The organism is Vibrio sp. 03_296 (assembly GCF_002265885.1).
Window position 1 is genome coordinate 68237 of record NZ_NPKW01000029.1, and the last position, 18391, is coordinate 86627.

Here is an 18391-nt window from a genome sequence, read left to right on the forward strand (position 1 = left end):
GAAGTGGAGCGATTTTTGTAAAAGTCGATTGCTTTTTATCGACAACTTTATCTAAAATCGCTCTTCTGAATTAAGCTAAGCAGACCACTTCGGTCGATCTAAATCTTAGCGTCACTTTCCAAGCGTCAAGCTTGTACTGAAAGAGTTCATATTTAACCACCCCAAAAACTTCTCTTAAAGCCAAGGCTCTAAAGAATGCGGAGACGTTATCGTCGTCGTTAAGGGGATTATTTATCGTCAGTAGGAGGTCGTTGTGTTAAGACGTCGCGTCCAATCCAAACGCCTGAACAAAACTGTAGCGGCTAACCGACGTAAACGTAAGTTAGCGAATACAAAAAGAAAAATTAGCGCTCGCAATCGCATTTTTGTGCACCTTGTGAACCACGCTTAATGGATGAGTAAACATCTGCACCATAAAAAGCAGATGTTTGCTACTGCCCTCTACTTTTCTTCCACGTCCACATCATCATGATCACTTTGAGCCTGCTGTTCCTTCTTCAACGCCTTGATCTCTTTACGACGGCGCTTAAAAAAGGCCTGCAACTGCTCACGACATTCCGACTCTAACAATCCTTTTTCGATGGTTGCGTAATGATACGCCGCTTGACTAGAAAATAGATCGAGTACCGTCCCTGCCGCACCCGCTTTTAAATCAGGAGCGCCAAAGACAATGCGTTTCACACGGCTATGCAGCAGTGCGCCAGCACACATTGGGCAAGGCTCTAAGGTGACGTACAATGTGGTGTCGAGCAGACGATAGTTACCCATACTCTGCCCAGCCTGACGTAAGGTCTGTATTTCTGCATGGGCCGTCGCATCATGTTGACCTATCGATTGATTCCATCCTTCAGCAATCACCTCGCCATCTTTGACCAGTACCGCGCCAACAGGCACTTCCCCTTCACTTTCGGCAATCGCGGCAAGCTCAATGGCTCTGCGCATAAAAACTTCATCTTGAAGTGAAAAAGGTTGATGTGTCTCTGCCATGTTTACCTCTATCGTCTGGGTTGTGGATTATAGCGGTTATGCGGCTGCAGATAAATGTTGTGCCAGATGATCCACCAGTAAACGAACTTTCGGCGATAAATGTCGATTGTGTGGATACAGCGCCCAAACCCCTTCACGATCATCACGAAAATGCGCCAGCACTTCGATAAGTCGCCCTGCGCGCAAGTGCTCATCAACGTAGTAATCCGGTAATTGAACCAAACCAATCCCTTTCAGAGCAGCATCCAATAACACAACACCACTAGAGCAACGAATACGCCCATTCACCTTAATGGAGCGACCTTGATGACTCTCTTTAAAACGCCAATGATCATGGGTACCGACCAGGCAGTTGTGTGACGACAAATCCGATAACGTATGAGGCATGCCATGCTGTTCAAAATATTCCAGCGTTGCACAAACATGCAGATGACGATCGCTCAGTCGACGCGCCATGGAACTAGAATCTTCAAGCTGGCCCAGCCGAACCGCGATATCCACACCCTGCTCAATCAAGTCGAGCTTTTGGTTGGTGAGTACTAACTCCAAATCGATTCTGGGGTAACGAATCAGAAAGTCATTCAGCAACGGCGCAATCTTTTGTTCACCATAAGTGACCGGGGCGGTAATTCTTAGTTTCCCTTGTGGAGTCTGCTGCATTTGTGTCACTGCTAGCTCCGCTTGATGCAGCCCTTCCAGTATGCTACGACAATGCTGAACGTAGATCTGCCCAGCCTCAGTGAGTGACACTTTTCTTGTTGAGCGCAGCAACAGTTTCACACCGAGTCGCTCTTCCAGCTGTCCGACTCGGCGGCTCACATTTGCGACCGATGTTTCTAAGCGCGTAGCGGCCTGAGTGAAGCTACCGCTTTCAGCCACCGCAACAAACTCATTCACACCTTCCCAATGAATATTGGCCATCACACTTCTCCCTCACATTCATTATTACTCATGTGTAAAAGTCATTCTCAATTTGACAGGATTATAAAACAATTTGAAATGACTATACTGAAATTCTTGGTTCGGTGTGCCTATACGCCACCGCTTAGTTAGACGCTTAAAGGAGCCTCTCCATGACTCAAGATAAATTCGTCAAATCTCGCGCCGCTGTAGCTTGGGGGCCAAAACAACCACTGAGCATCGAAGAAGTCGATGTCATGCTGCCCAGAAAAGGCGAAGTCCTTGTTCGCATCGTCGCGACTGGGGTTTGTCACACGGATGCCTTTACGCTGTCAGGCGATGATCCAGAAGGTGTTTTTCCAGCGATTTTAGGTCATGAAGGTGGCGGTATTGTCGAAATGGTTGGCGAAGGGGTAACCAGCGTCTCAGTCGGTGATCACGTCATTCCTCTTTACACCGCAGAGTGTGGTCAATGTAAGTTCTGTCTGTCTGGTAAAACCAACTTGTGCCAAGCAGTGCGAGAAACACAAGGTAAAGGCTTAATGCCTGATGGCACGACGCGATTTTATAAAGATGGCAAGCCTATCTTCCACTATATGGGCTGCTCAACCTTTTCGGAGTACACCGTGTTACCTGAAATCTCACTAGCAAAAGTAAATAAAGAAGCGCCGCTGGAAGAGATCTGCTTACTTGGCTGTGGTGTCACGACTGGGATGGGCGCGGTAATCAATACAGCAAAAGTGAAGCAAGGTGATACTGTGGCAATCTTCGGCTTAGGTGGAATCGGCTTATCAGCGATTATTGGTGCGCGTATGGCTGGTGCGAGTCGCATTATTGCCGTTGATATCAACGATAGAAAATTTGAATTAGCCAAGCAGCTGGGGGCCACAGATTGCATTAACCCGAAAGAACATACTCAACCGATCCAAGAAGTGATCATCGAGATGACTGACGGCGGCGTAGATTTCTCTTTCGAATGTATCGGTAATGTCAACGTCATGCGCCAAGCGCTCGAATGCTGCCATAAAGGCTGGGGGGAATCGGTCATCATCGGGGTAGCAGGTGCAGGGCAAGAAATCTCAACGCGCCCTTTCCAACTGGTCACAGGTCGAGTTTGGCGTGGTAGCGCTTTTGGCGGCGTGAAAGGTCGCTCTCAACTGCCTGCGATTGTGGAGCAATACCTTGCTGGTGAATTTGGTTTACAAGAATTCATCACGCATACAATGCCACTGGAAGGGATCAACGACGCCTTTGAACTGATGCACTCCGGAGAGAGCATTCGCTCAGTGGTTCACTTCGAATAACCCCTCCACTATTAACATTGGCGAGCTTCGGCTCGCCAAAGGAGCAAGCATGGTTTTGACCCACCTTAGCCAATCAAAAGTTTTCCAAGGTTGGCACAAGCAGTACCAACATCACTCAAGCACGCTGAATTGCGAGATGCGATTTGCGATTTTTTTGCCTCCACAAGCCACCAACCATCATAAAGTACCCGTCCTGTATTGGTTATCCGGCCTCACCTGTAGCGACGAAAACTTTATGCAAAAAGCGGCGGCATTTGAAAAGGCGGCAGAGCTAGGGATAGCCATTGTTGCCCCCGATACCAGCCCCAGAGGTGAAGGGGTCGCCGACGATCCCGATGGGCAATATGACCTTGGTCTTGGCGCTGGATTTTACCTCAATGCCACTCAGGAGCCGTGGAAAAAGCACTATCAGATGTACGACTACATTGTGAGTGAGCTGCCTCAGTTGATTGAAACCAATTTTCCTGTCACGGAAAAAAGGGCCATTGCAGGACACAGTATGGGAGGACACGGCGCTCTGACGATTGGGATTCGTAATCCAGATCGCTATTGCTCTATTTCCGCATTCAGTCCAATTTGTCACCCCACTAAGGCACCTTGGGGGCAAAAAGCCTTTCGCCATTATTTAGGGGAAGAGACTGAACAATGGGCACAATACGATGCCGTTGAACTGCTCAAAAAGCATTGTCTTACACGTCCGTTGCTGGTCGATCAAGGTGCTGCCGACCCCTTCTTAGAAGAACAACTGCAAATTGAGACGCTGCAACAAGCGTTACAAAACGCTCCTGCACATACTCAAATTCGCCTGCAGCCGGGGTACGATCACAGCTATTTCTTCATCCAAAGCTTTATTGCGGATCATCTCGCCTTTCACTGGCAACATCTTAGTACATAACGCAAAAAGCCTGCTGATGCAGGCTTTTTCTTATCCAATGCTATTACATTGTGTAGGTGTATGGTGCTTGAACACCCAACGGAATACCCACTGCCCAGTAAGCAAGCAAGAAGACCGTCCAACCAATCAGCATCGCAATAGAGAACGGCATCATCAATGATGCAAGCGTACCGATACCGGTTGATTTCACGTAACGTTGGCAGTAAACAACAACAAGTGGGAAGAACACCATCAACGGTGAAATGATGTTGGATACAGAGTCGCCCACACGGTAAGCCGCTTGAGAAAGCTCAGGAGAAATACCCACAGCCATTAGCATTGGAACTAGGATAGGACCAATCAATGCCCACTTAGCCGATGCTGAACCGATAAGTAGATTCACTGACGCAGTCAGCAGAATCATACCAACAATCGTCGCCTCACCTGGCAGGTTCATCGCTTTCAGGCCTTCAGCGCCGTAGAGTGCCAACATGGTACCGATGTTTGACTGAGCAAATGCCGACAAGAACTGTGCACAGAAGAACGACATCACAATGTATGCGCCCATCGTCGACATCGTTGTTGCCATCGCTTTGATGATGTCATTACTAGATTTGAACGTGCCAGACACACGACCGTAGACATAACCAGGGATGATAAACAGGATGAAGATCAATGGCACAATTGACTTCATGATCGGAGCAGAGAACGCCGTAATTTCACCATTTGGTGAACGCAGCGCTGAGTTTTCAGGCCAGATAGCAGCGATAAGCAGCGCAATACCTGCCATCATCGCCCAACCAGCGTAACGGAACGCTTTCGATTCTAACTCGGTGAATGAACCAAGATCTGGTGCTTTTTCCGCATCGTCATCAATCGGCGTGCTCGCAAGACGAGGCTCGATGATTTTCTCTGTTACGTACCAGCCAATAGCAACAATGATGACTGAAGAAAGGCCAGTAAAGAAGATGTTTGCTAGTGGGTTAACCACGTACGCAGGATCGAGAACCTGAGCTGCCGTTTGTGTAAAGCCAGCCAATAGAGGGTCGATACCTGAAGGGATAAAGTTGGCAGAGAAGCCACCTGATACACCCGCAAACGCAGCCGCGATACCTGCAAGAGGGTGACGACCTGCCGCATGGAAAATGATACCACCTAGAGGAATAACCAGTACGTAGCCTGCATCCGCTGCGGTGTGCGATACGATCGCAACCAAAATCAGCATTGGAGTCAGAAGCTTAGCTGGCGTGAAATTCAGCATCTTCTTAAGGCCTGTGGTAATAAAGCCTGAAGAGTCCGCAACACCGACACCAAGCATCGCCACTAACACGATCCCTAGAGGTGCAAAGCCAGTAAACGTAGTCACCATGTTTGCAAGGAAACTGGCTAATGATTCACCAGTCAGAAGGTTTTTGATTGCAAGAGCGTCGCCAGTTCGAGGGTTGATAAGATCAAACGAAACGTTTGACAAAAGTGCAGACGCAGCCCAAGTAATCACTAGTGCCCAGAAGAACAAAATCGCAGGATCTGGGATCTTGTTCCCTACCCTTTCAATGAAGTTCAAAAAACGATCCATGCCGCTCGGCTTCGGCGATGGCGCTTGATTTACAGCTTGGTTACTCATGGTAACTCCATAATCAATGATGTTGGTGCCAATGGCTTCTTAAAATTATTGTTTCAGCCTATTTTTCAACGTTTGATTCTATTAAATCCGTTTAAGAAAAGCACAAGGTTCCGAAAGTTTTTCCATATTTGGAGACATATTTTGCAAAAACACAATCAATGTGCAACAAATTAAATACAATCAAAAACCCTTTTTTGAAACAAAAACGACACCATATTGAAATACATCACGATAACAACTGAAGCACCTGCCACCATTTAACCACTCAATATCAACTCATCACATATCAAATTCGCTGTACTTGGAAATCATTGTTTTAAGCTCAATAGAGTGCGAATCACCTAGCCGATCCGTCCACGTAGTTTTTATCTCTATTGTTTTTAATGAACTTGACACTGTAGTCGACACAACATTCCAAGAAGTCGTATAAATTGGAGATAGAGAGGAACTTGAACTTGATGCAGCTATACTGTCAAAATCGATTACATTTCCCCCCGAAGAAGCACTGGATGCTCCTCGTGTACGAAACAATTCCAATTGATTCTCTGCTAAACGTAACGCTTGGATACTTTGTGAAGCGTAGTCCGCTTCTCTTTCAATATAGATTTGAAGCTTAGTTAGACCTAATGCACCAATCCCAATGAGTATAAAAGAAATCAATACTTCTAAAAGACTAAATCCTTTCTGTTTAAAAATCATTCCATGATCCTTTTAACCAAGTTGCTTTGTTACTTAAAGCTGGTATCGCACTAGCATCAAAATCCAAATCTACAGCACTATTAAACACACTAAGGCCCCCTACTGTGTCAAAAACATACCCCCCAGTAGGAGCAAAGGCGCCATTGGTAAAGAAAGTCAACTTTTTCTTTTCGTCTGTACTCAATAATCCCAATTCGCTCGATACCGACACATCACTCGTCCATTTGGACGTCATATCTCCGATAGCAGATGAGAACAAGTGGTAAACCATGCCATTAAAGACATAGGCTCCAGAGACAGCTAAAAGGCCATTTTCGACAACTAAAACCTTTGGTGTGCTCCCTATTTTTGTAGGGGCCAATTCAGAACCATCTTCCAGATCACAGTCTCCCTTCACCCACACTTTATTATTTAGAACAAACGCATCTCTTACTCGTTCTTGGCATGAACCACCAGAGGTACCTACCGTACCTTGTATGACATTGAAACCTGCTCTGACACTCTCAATCTTATCCTTAGGTTTTCCGAAGAAAGACTCAAATGAGTCAAGCGTGGCATCATGTATAAAGTCGTGAGCGAGCATCTTGCCATCGCCGATGTAATCCGTATTGTTCCCGACAACTTTAATGTCATAGTCAAATTGAGTTCCTGAGCAATTCGCGTCATTTGGGATACATGCGTCCGGCTTCTGTGTGTTAGTTTTGTAACTGGCCCCGCATACATTACTTCCAGGATCTGTTGTAACGAATGCTCCTTTTAGTCTTACTGATGTTTTAAAGCGAACGGAGACACATACATTGGGGTCGATAAACTCAGGAGTGAATGTGTACGAGCCAATTAACATCAAATCAGATCGAGATTGAATGGCTCCAGTTACTCTAGAATATCTTTTTAATGTTTTTTCCAAACTGTAATAACCATCGGCAGTTGAATTGACTACAAAGTTTTCTGGTGTTGAAACAGATTGATTTGAAACCACATTGCTCAGTGTACAAAGAGAATAATCTTGTGCAGTAGGAAGTTGGTTCGGATAAACTTTATTAATGGAATAGGCGCATTCTAATCCACCTTCTGCTTTCCAATGTGCTTGACGAGCCTTCACTTCATTCTGGGCTATTTTTATCTGATAAAACAAACCACGAGAAGATGCTAAGGAAACGACTAGCGCAAGCAACAACAAAATAGACGTAACCAACAATGTTGCGTAACCTGATTGAATAGCTTTCGATTTCATTGCCAATTCCTTTGCTTAACTACCGTCGTAGAAGTTTCACTCAACGAACCATCCAATGTACTTAGTCCAAGGATGATTGTTGTCACCTTACTTGAGGCTTGAGTATTTGCCACAACTGCAGAACTCACTGAAAACTGATTTACCTTTAAGATGCCATCATCAAGGAGTGTTTTGCAGGAACCAATATCCGATAAACCCTTTATTTGAGAAGAGGTGAGAACCCCCTCTTCACACACCAATAGTCGATCTCCATCACGTCTATACTTAATGTTTCGATAATCTTTATTTTCAAAAGAGCCATCTTTGAAGTAAACAAAACCAATTGAAGAAGCGCCACTTACTGATACAGTCCCTGCTGCCCCCGATAACTTCAGAGAGCTCCCTAAACCACCATCGTAACCTGCTCTCTGAATATCCTCTTTAATGACAGACAAAGTGATATCTAAACTTTGCATCAAATTTAAATGCAAGCTTTTATCTTTAGCTGATTTTTGTAAGCTCAAGAATAATGAGCCAACAATCCCAATCAATATTACACCCAGCATGGCACTAATCATTAATTCAACCAGAGAGCTCCCTCTCTGGTGCTTTCTACGAGCAAGTTGGATAATCATATAATTTTGCTCCCGAAAGGCTACATACCCGAATTCGTCCAGGCGGGTTGGAAATAACAATAGAGAGTTTCTTGGTCACATCTGATGTGGGATAAAAGACAATACTTCCTCCCTGTGGCCTCCCTCTAATCGGGTCAAAAGAGATAAATTTCTGATTGTAGTTGTGATACGTAGATAAACCTGAATATGACGAACCCGATAAATAAAGAACTGTACCGCCCGCTGCACTGGCGGACGTGCTTAGTTTTAAAGACCACTCACCTTTGTCAGCTACTTCGGACTTTTCTTTGGTAAAGTGAACGTATAATTTGGCATTTCTTGCAACCGCTTCTGATTTACTTTGATTTAAAAATCCGCTCAGTTCTGAAGCCAATCTTTGCATCTGCACCGTTTGAGAGACATGAGTAAAACTAGGCGTTGCCCAAGCTAAAATTACAGCCAGTATAGCCACTGTAATTAAGAGCTCCAAAAGTGTGAAGCCGCGAGTCATTTCCCAAATTCCTATGTAATCTATTGCTAAGCAACAATTCAACTTGCACCAATGCTAGCACCATAGAAAAATAGGAGGAAAATCAACGAGGAAGTGTTCGTGATGATTCGAAATTTTCCCTGCAAACACTACAAAAAACACTCATCTGGTATGACATTGATCGAATTATTAATCGCCGTAGTCATCGTAGGGGTATTGGCAAGCATCAGCTACCCAAGCTACAACAATTATGTGATCGAGTCGCATAGAACAGTAGCCAAAGCAGATATGGCAAAAATTCAGTTGGAGTTGGAACGTAGCTACAATGGTGGTTATCAATGGACGCAAATCCTATCCGGCAGTACTTGCCTGATATGCGAGTCTCTCTCGGAAAGATATACATTTTCTGTTGCCAGTTCAGCATCCGCTGCATACACCATCACAGCGACTGCACAAACCACTAAAGGGCAAAACAACGATCCATGCCTAGCCAATGAAACGATAAAAAAAATGACGCTCAACTCAACCAATCAAGCGAAACCAGCGGCTTGTTGGTAGTAAAACAAAAAGCCCGTTTGGCATCACCAGACGGGCTTTGTCGTACTGAATTCTTATCACATGACTAGCTGGTCAAATCGTCAAAGAACTTCTTCACTCCATTAAAGAAACCTTCTGATTTTGGCTTATGCTTGGTGGCAGCTTCACCACAGCAAGACTCTTCAAACTCTTTCAGTAACTCTTTTTGACGTGAACTCAAGTTAACTGGCGTCTCAACCACAAGTTTCACAATCAAATCACCGATTGCGCCGCCGCGAACGCCTTTCACACCTTTACCGCGCATACGGAACATACGACCCGTTTGTGTTTCCGATGGCACTTTCAAGTTCACACGGCCATCGAGTGTCGGAACTTCCACTTCGCCGCCCAGTGCCGCCATAGCAAAACTGACTGGCACTTCACAGTAAAGGTTATTGCCTTCACGTTCAAAGATGTGGTGCTCTCTTACGTGCACTTGTACATACAAATCACCGGCTGGAGCGCCACGCTCGCCCGCTTCCCCTTCACCAGAGAGACGAATGCGATCACCGGTATCAACACCTGCTGGAATCTTAACATTGAGCGTTTTGGTTTTCTGCTTACGGCCTTGACCATGACACACATTACATGGGTCTTTGATGATCTTGCCTTTGCCGTGACAGGTTGGACAGGTTTGCTGCACAGCGAAGAAACCTTGGCGCATCTGAACCTGACCATGGCCATGACAGGTGCCACAAGTTTCGGCAGAAGTGCCTTTCTTCGCGCCCGAGCCTTCACAAGTATCACAATGAACCAATGTTGGAACTTCAATTTCCTTCGAGACACCACGAACGGCCTCTTCTAGCGACAGTTCCATGTTGTAGCGCAGATCCGCGCCACGCTGTGGACGAGCATGACCACCACCACGACGGCCACCACCAAAGATGTCGCCAAAAACGTCACCAAAAATGTCGCCAAAGTCAGCGCCACCGCCACCACCGAAACCGCCGCCGAAGCCGCCACCGCCTTGTTCAAATGCAGCATGGCCATATTGATCGTAAGCTGCTTTTTTCTGTGGATCGGTCAGAATTTCGTACGCTTCTTTTACTTCTTTAAACTTATCCGCAGCAGACTCGTCACCCTGATTGCGATCTGGGTGAAATTTCATAGCCAAGCGCTTATATGCTTTTTTGATGTCTCGCTCTGAGGCATCGCGGCTAACGCCTAATACTTCGTAAAAATCACGTTTTGACATATTGTTCGTCACCAATTAATTACTGCAAACGGTTGATTCCGCTTGGTGTTTGTATCGATATAGATAAAGGTGCGACGTTCTCAAACAATGCGGTCCTTTATCTATAAGTACACAGGTATTTACAAACTTACGGGCGTAAGAGTTACCCCAAACGCCCGCAAACAGGAAGTTAAACACCAGATGGCGTATTGCCATCTGGTTAAACAAGATTATTTCTTGTCGTCTTTCACTTCTTCAAACTCAGCATCAACAACATCGTCTTCTTGAGACTGAGCACCAGCATCTGCTGAACCTTGTTGAGCTTGAGCTTGTTGCTGAGCGATTTCCATTAGCTTCTGAGCTGCTGCCATTAGCGCTTGGATTTTCGCTTCGATCGCTTCTTTGTCTTCGCCTTTACGAGCTTCTTCAAGTTCGCTGATTGCGGTTTCGATCTTCGCCTTCTCATCTGCTGGTAGCGCTTCGCCCGCTTCTTCTACTTGCTTGCGTGTACCGTGGATGATTTGGTCAGCTTGGTTACGAGCAGTGGCTAACTCTTCGAACTTTTTGTCCGCTTCTTTGTTTGCTTCTGCTTCTTGTACCATTTTCTCGATCTCAGCGTCGCTTAGACCGCCAGAAGCTTGGATAGTGATCTTCTGCTCTTTACCTGTCTGCTTGTCTTTCGCAGATACGTGTAGGATACCGTCCGCATCAAGGTCGAAAATGACTTCGATCTGTGGCATGCCACGTGGTGCAGGGTTGATACCTTCAAGGTTGAACTGACCTAGCGACTTGTTGTACATCGCTTGTTTACGCTCACCTTGTAGCACGTGAATCGTTACCGCACTCTGGTTGTCTTCCGCCGTTGAGAACACTTGGTTCGCTTTGGTTGGGATAGTGGTGTTCTTCTCAACCAATTTCGTCATTACACCACCCATAGTCTCGATACCTAGAGACAGTGGTGTTACGTCTAGTAGCAAAACGTCTTTTACATCACCCGCAAGTACACCACCTTGAACAGCCGCGCCTACCGCTACTGCTTCATCTGGGTTTACGTCACGACGAGGCTCTTTACCAAAGAACTCTGTTACTTTCGCTTGAACCATAGGCATACGAGTCTGACCACCTACTAGGATAACGTCAGTGATGTCACCTACAGAAAGGTCTGCATCCGCAAGCGCAACTTTTAGTGGCTCAAGTGAACGTTGAACTAGGTCTTCAACCAGTGATTCTAGCTTCGCACGTGTCACTTTGATGTTCATGTGCTTAGGACCGGTTGCATCTGCCGTGATGTATGGCAGGTTTACGTCAGTCTGGTTAGTAGAAGACAGTTCGATCTTCGCTTTTTCTGCTGCTTCTTTAACACGCTGCATCGCTAGAGGATCTTTCTTCAGATCAAGACCTTGGTCTTTCTTGAACTCGGCTACTAGGTAGTTGATTAGACGGTTGTCAAAGTCTTCACCACCAAGGTGAGTATCACCGTTAGTTGCGAGTACTTCGAAGGTTTTCTCGCCTTCAACTTCATCGATTTCGATGATAGAGATATCAAATGTACCACCACCTAGGTCGTATACCGCGATAGTGCGATCACCACCTTGCTTATCTAGACCGTATGCTAGTGCCGCTGCTGTTGGTTCGTTGATAATGCGCTTAACTTCTAGGCCCGCGATACGGCCAGCATCTTTTGTTGCTTGGCGTTGAGCATCGTTGAAGTATGCAGGAACAGTGATTACCGCACCTGTTACTGGTTCACCTAGGAAGTCTTCCGCTGTTTTCTTCATTTTCTTAAGAACTTCAGCAGAAACCTGAGGAGCAGCCATTTTCTGGCCTTTCGCTTCAACCCAAGCATCACCGTTATCCGCCTTCACAATTTTGTATGGCATGATTTCGATGTCGCGTTGAACTTCTTCATCTTCAAAACGACGACCAATCAAACGCTTGATTGCAAATAGCGTGTTTTCTGGGTTTGTTACCGCTTGACGTTTTGCAGGTTGACCAACAAGAGTCTCACCATCGGTATAAGCGATAACTGAAGGAGTTGTGCGCTCACCCTCCGCATTTTCGATTACACGTGGTTTGTCGCCGTCTAGTACAGCAACACAAGAGTTAGTAGTACCTAAGTCAATACCAATGATTTTACCCATCTGGCTATCTCCAAATAAATTCTATTTTCTTTTGCTTTATCCCCTATATGGGGATCGACAATGGGGATTCAACCCTTACTCACAAAACCAAAATAAGTTGTGTGTTTCACTTATGCCTCATAGATAGGGGCGTCAAAAACCTTTTCAAGGGGCAACATGAAAAAAAGTGATATTTTTTTATTGGATTCAAGTCATCAGATGGCGGAGCCAATATCCGCTCCGCACAAATGAAAAGATAATTTAAGACGTGAGAGAACGAGACTCTGCACGTTGAAAATGTAAACTCGCTCGCTTAACTATGACACCAACGGCGCCAACTGCTGCCATGGCCAGCACAATACTGGGCCCGACCGGATAATCTCCCCACAATGACATCAAAAATCCGGCGCTCCCACCAACAATACCCAGGCTTATCGCTGCCCACCAATAGAGCGAAGATCGAAAGAGCAAGGCAAACAAAGCGGGCAAAATGAGTGCCGCAAATTCAAGATACACCCCAAGGTTGATCACCAAAGGCGGAACCGCCAAAGCGAACAACAGATAGAATTTTGCTCCCTCCAACCAATGACGACGCTGCCATTGCACCCAAAGCAAACTGAGCGTCACCATAAACACCAAACCAACATCAGTGATGTCTGTCCATAGCAGACGCCCACCCAACAGTGAATCAATCAACTCTTTACCATGTGCTTGAACGCTCACCACATTGATGGAAACGCACGCAGCAATGACATACAGCAGGCCAATCATGGCTTCCAAGTGCGGCGTCGCTCGATACTCTAAATAACTTAGTAACCCAGCCACTGGTAAAGTCAGTAGATACGAGGCCAGCACTTTACTCAGCAAACTGGCGTCAAAACCTGCATAGAGCTCGACGATGATCATCGCCAATGCCGAGATTTGTGCCATGGCCAAATCAATAAAGACCACTCCACGGCGTAACACTTGCCTTCCTAAAATGATGTTACTCACCAAAGCCAGCAAGCCAATGGCCGCCGGCGTCATTAGCCACATGTGCGTGCTCATGGTGTGCTTCTCAACTGAAGCAGTTGCGCAATACTGTTATCAATCAGCGCGAACAGATCGCTGGCCTGCGCTCTTCCTCCAACACTTTGAGCCAACTGCACAATCGGCAACTGGCTTCGCTGGGCCAACCAGTTGGCCGAATCCACAGGTTGATGGCTGGAGTAGACGATACCACTCACTTGGCTCAAATCGAGTTGATTCAACTTTTGCAGATGCGCCATCGTCGGTGGTAATCCGGGCTTTGGTTCAAGATCCGCCACTTGTTCGATTCCCAACCAAGCATAAAGGTAGCGATAGGTCTGGTGGTAACCCACCACTTGCATACCTCGTAATGGTCTTGCTTGCTCGCGCCAAACGGACAAACGTTTTTGCCACGCATGGCGAAACTTTACCCCCATTCCTTTATATAGGGACTGATTGTCTGGATCGATAAGCGCAAGCCTGTCCGCTAACGCACGAGATACAGCCGGCATATCGGCCACTGCAAATTGGACGTGAGGGTTGCCGTGCGCGTGGACATCGCCCATAGCACGATCAACCTGCTCATGTTTATCCAGCATTTGCACATAGTCACTGACCCACAACAACCCCGTTTGCCCGTTCTGTACTTTCGGGTTGCGACTTTGCCTTTGCAGTTCAGGTAGCCAACCAATCTCCAGCTCAGCACCAGAGCAGACGACCAGATCTGCACGGCGCATTTGTGCAATCAGTGATGGCCTCGCTTGAACATAATGCGGGTCTTGCATCGCTGTGGTTGCAGAGTAAATCCGGGCATCAGGCGCATGCAGGCGAACTAAATCGGCCCAGTCCGGCTGGCAGACAAAGACATTCAGCCCAGCGATGCTCGGCATGCTCAAAAGTAACAGCGACAAACAAACACTAAAACGCATGAGCATGGTGCGCTCCAAATGACATCACGTATTGCAGGCTAAATAAGGTCTCATCGCCATCAACGCTTTCTTCATAGGTCACCTGACCACGAATGCGACCAAAATGGGAAGCATGCCAATCCAGCGCGACATCCCACTCTTTCAGATCGCCACGAGAAAACTCGCCATGCAAGTGATCACCATGAGCGTGTACGTCTCCCTCCACAGTTCGCACTTCCCCATAACGTGTACTCATGGTCCAACTCGGCTGGAACTGATAGGCGACTTCGGCATACCAACCTTGTGCAGCTTGTTCCGCTCCAGGCACATTCGCCATTTGCGGATCAAATCGATTGTCTAAATACCAAAATTCACTGCTGGCTCTCAGATTGGTTTGACGATAGTTACCTTCTGGCGCCCATTTCCAAGTGAAATCCGTGCCGTATAAATGACGCCCTGTTATCGCGGGCCCATGCGAATGACCCGCGTGATCATGATGATGATCATGCGCACTGTGATCCGATGACTCAGAATGAACAAACTGACGACCATTGGCATTGTAAAGCGCACTCACTCCCCAACGCCAACTATGCTCCACACCTAAGTCTGCGCCAATTTGCACGTTCGCGGTATACACGCCAACACTCACCGGTTCACTATACCCTGCATCCAAAGACTTTCCGCTAAACGCTTCGATACTTGTCTGCAGATAAAAATCGCTCGGCGCTAACCAACTCATTTGAACGCCATCATCGAAATAGTGACCACCAAGAAATGCGCGATAAACAGCCGGCCGTTCGATAAACGCATCTTCATGCATGTGTTTATTGTTTAGGTAACCAATGTGAGAGAGCAATCTTCCCGCTTTCAGTTTGAATCCCAGCGGTAAACTGAGCGTTTCTATCCAGGCCTCTTCGAGTTCAAGCTCGGTTTCTCCACCATGGCTCGCCAATACCGTAACGAGCTGGCCTTTGAAGTGATGATCAATGTTACTGCTTAGCACAAGCTCAGAATGCCCAAGCGAAAATCCCTTATCACGACCTCCCCAATGGCGAGATTCATTTTGATAGCTGCCATCTAGGACTACGCCAATATCAATATTTGCTTTGACCGCTGAACTACTGATGAGCATGGCGCCACACAAAAACAACCCACTCTTTTTTACTGCTGGGACTCTCACTACATCCATCTCCGATTAATTAATGATAATACGTCTCAAAACTATTGAATGAGACAAATGTTATGTTATAACATTTCATAAATCAATCTAACCTACTAAGTTTATTCGCTAGGTTTATTCCATCGTTCAAATGAAAGGACATCGTTAAATGCAACTCCTGTTGACCACCAAAGTTACATACAGCGCACTCTCACTGGCCGTCATGCTGACACTCAGTGGCTGTAGCGAAGGCGAGAACAAAGCAGACCATCACAATCATCAAGATTCAGACCACGCGCCATCCGCCATGAGCCGTTTGGTCGTCACAGAGCAAGGCAGCACTAATCTCTATGTTCTTGAAGGCAAAAATTGGGCACCATTGGAACAGTTTAATTTGCAAAATACGCCATCTGGCCTGAAAACCAGCCCAGATGGGCGCTACGCGTTGGCCCTGCAACGCACTCAAAACCTCGTTGAAGTTCTCGATTCCGGCATTGAAGCAGAAGCGCATGGCGATCATTTCCATTTACACGTAGAGCGTCCGCAATTGCTCACGACCCAGTATCAGGGCATCAAACCAACGCATTACGACCTTAGTGACCACGCTGCGGCGCTCTTTTTTGATGGCGACAGCAACAGCGGAGAAAACGCAGAGTTCCGAGTATTGAATGATGCCAGCATCGCCAATGGCACAGCCCTAGCTCAATACACCTTTAGTTATGCCGTACACGGCACCGCGCAACTGTTTGGGGAACATGCTTTTACCGGCATGGTCGACAATGCGGCCAATCCCGCTTTGCCAAACAAAGTCGTGGCTCTTGAGCGGCACGGTGACCATTTTCACGAATTAAGCACCTCACCCGATGCGTGCCCAGCGCTTCACGGCAGTGCGCAATCCAAAACACAAGTGGCTTTTGCGTGCAGTGATGGCGTGATCGTTGTTGATACACCAAGTACCACCCCGCAATTCACCAAACTCGCCAATCCAGCAGGTTTAGACACAGGATCTCGATTTGGTACTGTGGTGGGTTTTGATGCTGCGGATAAACTGCTGTTTCTCACTCGTCAGGCTCAAGCGTTTTATCTCGCCCAAGGAGAACTGAAAGAGGTCAATTGGAAATCCTCTCCGGAGGAAGGGGTTTTAGCTCATTATGCTGCTAGCGACGTATTTGTTGTGGTGAACTCCAACGGCATATTGAAAGTGTTTAATGCCGCGGCGAATTTCATTCAAAGCCACAACATCACTTTATGGGAAACGCCACCTGCGTTGGCGGAAGGACAAAAAATTCAGTTAACGGAAGACAAACGTACAGGTCATCTTATTGTGAGCGATCCTGCCAATAACCAACTGCTGGAAATCGATCTTGTCAAAGAAGAGATCCTTCAACATCCGCTTGGTTTTGTTCCTCACTTACTCACTTGGGTCGGTACCGTGGAACAAGAACATCAGCACTGATGCTTGATGCTTGATGCTTGATGTTTGATGTTTGATGCTTGATGTTTGATGTTTGATGTTTGATGTTTGATGCAATCAGTGAGAAAAGATGGGGCATCATTTCAAAGTACAACAAGTAGGGTGAGGCGTTGCCGCCTCATCCCTCTTACAGAACCGTACGTACGGGCCTCGTATACGGCTCATGCACACTTCCATTCAGCATAATTGCTGAACACGTACCCTGTCCTAACATGCTCGATATTGAACAAACCAAGATCGTTAAACCATTGATTTGGCATCGCATAACTGGCTAAGGGACTCTGCGCATTTTTCCAGCTACTCATTTGAATTGACCTGAACGGCGGCTTGTAACCAAGCTGTTTCAGCCTCTGGTGCAACCGTGTCGGTTTCTTCCATAATTTTAACTGGATGCTGCGCAGTCTGCGCCTTAACCATCCTGCTATTCGCGAGAACTCCCTGCTGGTATTGGCGATCCTGAAGTACTGACTGAACCCTCGTAAGACGGGATTTAGCTCGTTAATGACCTGCTCTAGTGGCTTTCCGCCATTGCGTTTGGTCATCTGCTTCAACGTCTGTTTGAACAGAGCCAGTTTCTTGGGCTGAATTCGGGTGTATTGTTCCCCGATTTCGACGCCAAGGAACTTCACCCCATTTTCGCTGTGTGCTATATGAGATTTGCTCTGATTCACCGTCAGTTTCAACTCTTTTTCCAGTATCTTTGTCGCCTGWGCAAGCGCATTCTCTGCTCCTGCTCGGCTACGACAGAAGATCAAGATATCATCCGCATAGCGCACTATGCGGTGACCACGCTTTCGCATCTCCTGATCGAACGCATCCAGATAGATGTTCGCTATCAGTGGRCTTATTACCCCACCTTGCGGACTCCCTAATTCTGTCTGCTGCCAATGCCCATCAACCATCACWCCACTTTTCAGGAACTGATTTATCAGTGCCAGCACGCTGCCGTCTGTGACTCGTGTTCGGATACTCCTTCGGATAAGTTCGTGGTCGAGCTTATCGAAGCACTTTGACAAGTCCATATCCACGACATGCTGCATACCATAACGACGGATGAACATGGTGGCTTTGTTTATGGCGTCGTGACAACTTCGATTTGGGCGGTATCCAAAGCTTGATGGATGGAACTGCTCTTCGAAGATAGGGGTTAAGAGGTCGTTTAGGGTTTGTTGGACAACTCTGTCCCGAACTGTCGGGATGCCAAGCAATCTCACTCCACCGCCGTCTTTCGGGATTTCTACCCGTCTGACCGGCTGTGGTTGGTACT

17 protein-coding genes are annotated in these 18391 nt (G+C 46.8%); 4 read left to right on the forward strand and 13 right to left on the reverse strand.

Annotated elements, in window-relative coordinates; all coding sequences use genetic code 11:
* Positions 1-441 precede the first annotated feature (441 nt).
* On the reverse strand, positions 442-987 hold the full coding sequence (tadA, locus tag CIK04_RS02410; protein WP_017420838.1) for a tRNA adenosine(34) deaminase TadA: 546 nt from the start codon (positions 985-987) through the stop codon (positions 442-444).
* 36 nt (positions 988-1023) lie between these two features.
* Complete coding sequence (locus CIK04_RS02415; protein WP_072608805.1) at positions 1024-1908, reverse strand: LysR substrate-binding domain-containing protein; 885 nt, start codon at positions 1906-1908, stop codon at positions 1024-1026.
* A 152-nt stretch (positions 1909-2060) separates the two neighbouring features.
* On the opposite strand from CIK04_RS02415, the gene CIK04_RS02420 reads away from it, so the two are divergent.
* Together CIK04_RS02420 and fghA are read left to right on the forward strand one after the other, a co-directional pair.
* Positions 2061-3191: an S-(hydroxymethyl)glutathione dehydrogenase/class III alcohol dehydrogenase gene (locus CIK04_RS02420; RefSeq protein WP_097353158.1), complete on the forward strand. Its 1131-nt coding sequence runs from the start codon at positions 2061-2063 to the stop codon at positions 3189-3191.
* A gap of 49 nt (positions 3192-3240) precedes the next feature.
* The gene (gene fghA, locus CIK04_RS02425; protein WP_097353159.1) at positions 3241-4086 is read left to right on the forward strand and encodes an S-formylglutathione hydrolase; all 846 of its coding nucleotides are present in this window, start codon (positions 3241-3243) and stop codon (positions 4084-4086) included.
* A 43-nt stretch (positions 4087-4129) separates the two neighbouring features.
* Here fghA and CIK04_RS02430 read toward each other — a convergent pair whose 3' ends face one another.
* The 5 genes from CIK04_RS02430 to CIK04_RS02450 form a co-directional block, all read right to left on the reverse strand.
* Positions 4130-5689 carry an AbgT family transporter gene (locus CIK04_RS02430; protein WP_017420834.1) on the reverse strand — a complete coding sequence of 520 codons (1560 nt, stop codon included), beginning with the start codon at positions 5687-5689 and terminating at the stop codon, positions 4130-4132.
* Between the two features lie 279 nt (positions 5690-5968).
* Positions 5969-6388 (reverse strand): prepilin-type N-terminal cleavage/methylation domain-containing protein, encoded by a 420-nt coding sequence (locus CIK04_RS02435; RefSeq protein ID WP_045591710.1) that lies wholly within the window; start codon positions 6386-6388, stop codon positions 5969-5971.
* Positions 6378-7622: a hypothetical protein gene (locus CIK04_RS02440; protein WP_045591711.1), complete on the reverse strand. Its 1245-nt coding sequence runs from the start codon at positions 7620-7622 to the stop codon at positions 6378-6380. The genes CIK04_RS02435 and CIK04_RS02440 overlap by 11 nt, the downstream gene beginning before the upstream one ends.
* Positions 7619-8236 (reverse strand): PilW family protein, encoded by a 618-nt coding sequence (locus CIK04_RS02445; RefSeq protein ID WP_013572319.1) that lies wholly within the window; start codon positions 8234-8236, stop codon positions 7619-7621. Before CIK04_RS02445 ends, CIK04_RS02440 begins: the two co-directional genes overlap by 4 nt.
* On the reverse strand, positions 8214-8726 hold the full coding sequence (locus tag CIK04_RS02450; RefSeq protein WP_097353160.1) for a GspH/FimT family pseudopilin: 513 nt from the start codon (positions 8724-8726) through the stop codon (positions 8214-8216). The genes CIK04_RS02445 and CIK04_RS02450 overlap by 23 nt, the downstream gene beginning before the upstream one ends.
* Positions 8727-8828: 102 nt before the next feature.
* Between CIK04_RS02450 and CIK04_RS02455 the strand changes: the two genes are divergently transcribed.
* Positions 8829-9263 carry a type IV pilin protein gene (locus CIK04_RS02455; protein WP_170861609.1) on the forward strand — a complete coding sequence of 145 codons (435 nt, stop codon included), beginning with the start codon at positions 8829-8831 and terminating at the stop codon, positions 9261-9263.
* A gap of 64 nt (positions 9264-9327) precedes the next feature.
* On the opposite strand, the gene dnaJ is transcribed toward CIK04_RS02455, so the two are convergent.
* The 5 genes from dnaJ to CIK04_RS02480 form a co-directional block, all read right to left on the reverse strand.
* Complete coding sequence (gene dnaJ, locus CIK04_RS02460) at positions 9328-10476, reverse strand: molecular chaperone DnaJ (protein ID WP_017789254.1); 1149 nt, start codon at positions 10474-10476, stop codon at positions 9328-9330.
* Between the two features lie 209 nt (positions 10477-10685).
* Positions 10686-12596 carry a molecular chaperone DnaK gene (gene dnaK / locus CIK04_RS02465; protein WP_017789335.1) on the reverse strand — a complete coding sequence of 637 codons (1911 nt, stop codon included), beginning with the start codon at positions 12594-12596 and terminating at the stop codon, positions 10686-10688.
* Positions 12597-12836: 240 nt separating this feature from the next.
* Complete coding sequence (locus tag CIK04_RS02470; protein ID WP_045588654.1) at positions 12837-13622, reverse strand: metal ABC transporter permease; 786 nt, start codon at positions 13620-13622, stop codon at positions 12837-12839.
* Positions 13619-14518 (reverse strand): metal ABC transporter solute-binding protein, Zn/Mn family, encoded by a 900-nt coding sequence (locus CIK04_RS02475; protein ID WP_097353161.1) that lies wholly within the window; start codon positions 14516-14518, stop codon positions 13619-13621. The genes CIK04_RS02470 and CIK04_RS02475 overlap by 4 nt, the downstream gene beginning before the upstream one ends.
* Complete coding sequence (locus CIK04_RS02480; RefSeq protein ID WP_097353162.1) at positions 14502-15680, reverse strand: TonB-dependent receptor; 1179 nt, start codon at positions 15678-15680, stop codon at positions 14502-14504. Before CIK04_RS02480 ends, CIK04_RS02475 begins: the two co-directional genes overlap by 17 nt.
* Before the next feature lie 139 nt (positions 15681-15819).
* Between CIK04_RS02480 and CIK04_RS02485 the strand changes: the two genes are divergently transcribed.
* Complete coding sequence (locus CIK04_RS02485) at positions 15820-17106, forward strand: hypothetical protein (RefSeq protein WP_097353163.1); 1287 nt, start codon at positions 15820-15822, stop codon at positions 17104-17106.
* Positions 17107-17285: 179 nt separating this feature from the next.
* On the opposite strand, the gene ltrA is transcribed toward CIK04_RS02485, so the two are convergent.
* The coding region (ltrA, locus tag CIK04_RS02490; protein WP_325205691.1) for a group II intron reverse transcriptase/maturase at positions 17286-18391 on the reverse strand (1106 nt) is incomplete at its 5' end.

Excerpts from the sequence above, each read along its gene's own strand:
- tadA (WP_017420838.1), bottom strand. The coding sequence starts at position 987 with ATGGCAGAGACACATCAACCTTTTTCACTTCAAGATGAAGTTTTTATG.
- CIK04_RS02415 (WP_072608805.1), bottom strand. The coding sequence starts at position 1,908 with ATGGCCAATATTCATTGGGAAGGTGTGAATGAGTTTGTTGCGGTGGCT.
- CIK04_RS02420 (WP_097353158.1), top strand. The coding sequence starts at position 2,061 with ATGACTCAAGATAAATTCGTCAAATCTCGCGCCGCTGTAGCTTGGGGG.
- fghA (WP_097353159.1), top strand. The coding sequence starts at position 3,241 with ATGGTTTTGACCCACCTTAGCCAATCAAAAGTTTTCCAAGGTTGGCAC.
- CIK04_RS02430 (WP_017420834.1), bottom strand. The coding sequence starts at position 5,689 with ATGAGTAACCAAGCTGTAAATCAAGCGCCATCGCCGAAGCCGAGCGGC.
- CIK04_RS02435 (WP_045591710.1), bottom strand. The coding sequence starts at position 6,388 with ATGATTTTTAAACAGAAAGGATTTAGTCTTTTAGAAGTATTGATTTCT.
- CIK04_RS02440 (WP_045591711.1), bottom strand. The coding sequence starts at position 7,622 with ATGAAATCGAAAGCTATTCAATCAGGTTACGCAACATTGTTGGTTACG.
- CIK04_RS02445 (WP_013572319.1), bottom strand. The coding sequence starts at position 8,236 with ATGATTATCCAACTTGCTCGTAGAAAGCACCAGAGAGGGAGCTCTCTG.
- CIK04_RS02450 (WP_097353160.1), bottom strand. The coding sequence starts at position 8,726 with ATGACTCGCGGCTTCACACTTTTGGAGCTCTTAATTACAGTGGCTATA.
- CIK04_RS02455 (WP_170861609.1), top strand. The coding sequence starts at position 8,829 with ATGATTCGAAATTTTCCCTGCAAACACTACAAAAAACACTCATCTGGT.
- dnaJ (WP_017789254.1), bottom strand. The coding sequence starts at position 10,476 with ATGTCAAAACGTGATTTTTACGAAGTATTAGGCGTTAGCCGCGATGCC.
- dnaK (WP_017789335.1), bottom strand. The coding sequence starts at position 12,596 with ATGGGTAAAATCATTGGTATTGACTTAGGTACTACTAACTCTTGTGTT.
- CIK04_RS02470 (WP_045588654.1), bottom strand. The coding sequence starts at position 13,622 with ATGAGCACGCACATGTGGCTAATGACGCCGGCGGCCATTGGCTTGCTG.
- CIK04_RS02475 (WP_097353161.1), bottom strand. The coding sequence starts at position 14,518 with ATGCTCATGCGTTTTAGTGTTTGTTTGTCGCTGTTACTTTTGAGCATG.
- CIK04_RS02480 (WP_097353162.1), bottom strand. The coding sequence starts at position 15,680 with ATGGATGTAGTGAGAGTCCCAGCAGTAAAAAAGAGTGGGTTGTTTTTG.
- CIK04_RS02485 (WP_097353163.1), top strand. The coding sequence starts at position 15,820 with ATGCAACTCCTGTTGACCACCAAAGTTACATACAGCGCACTCTCACTG.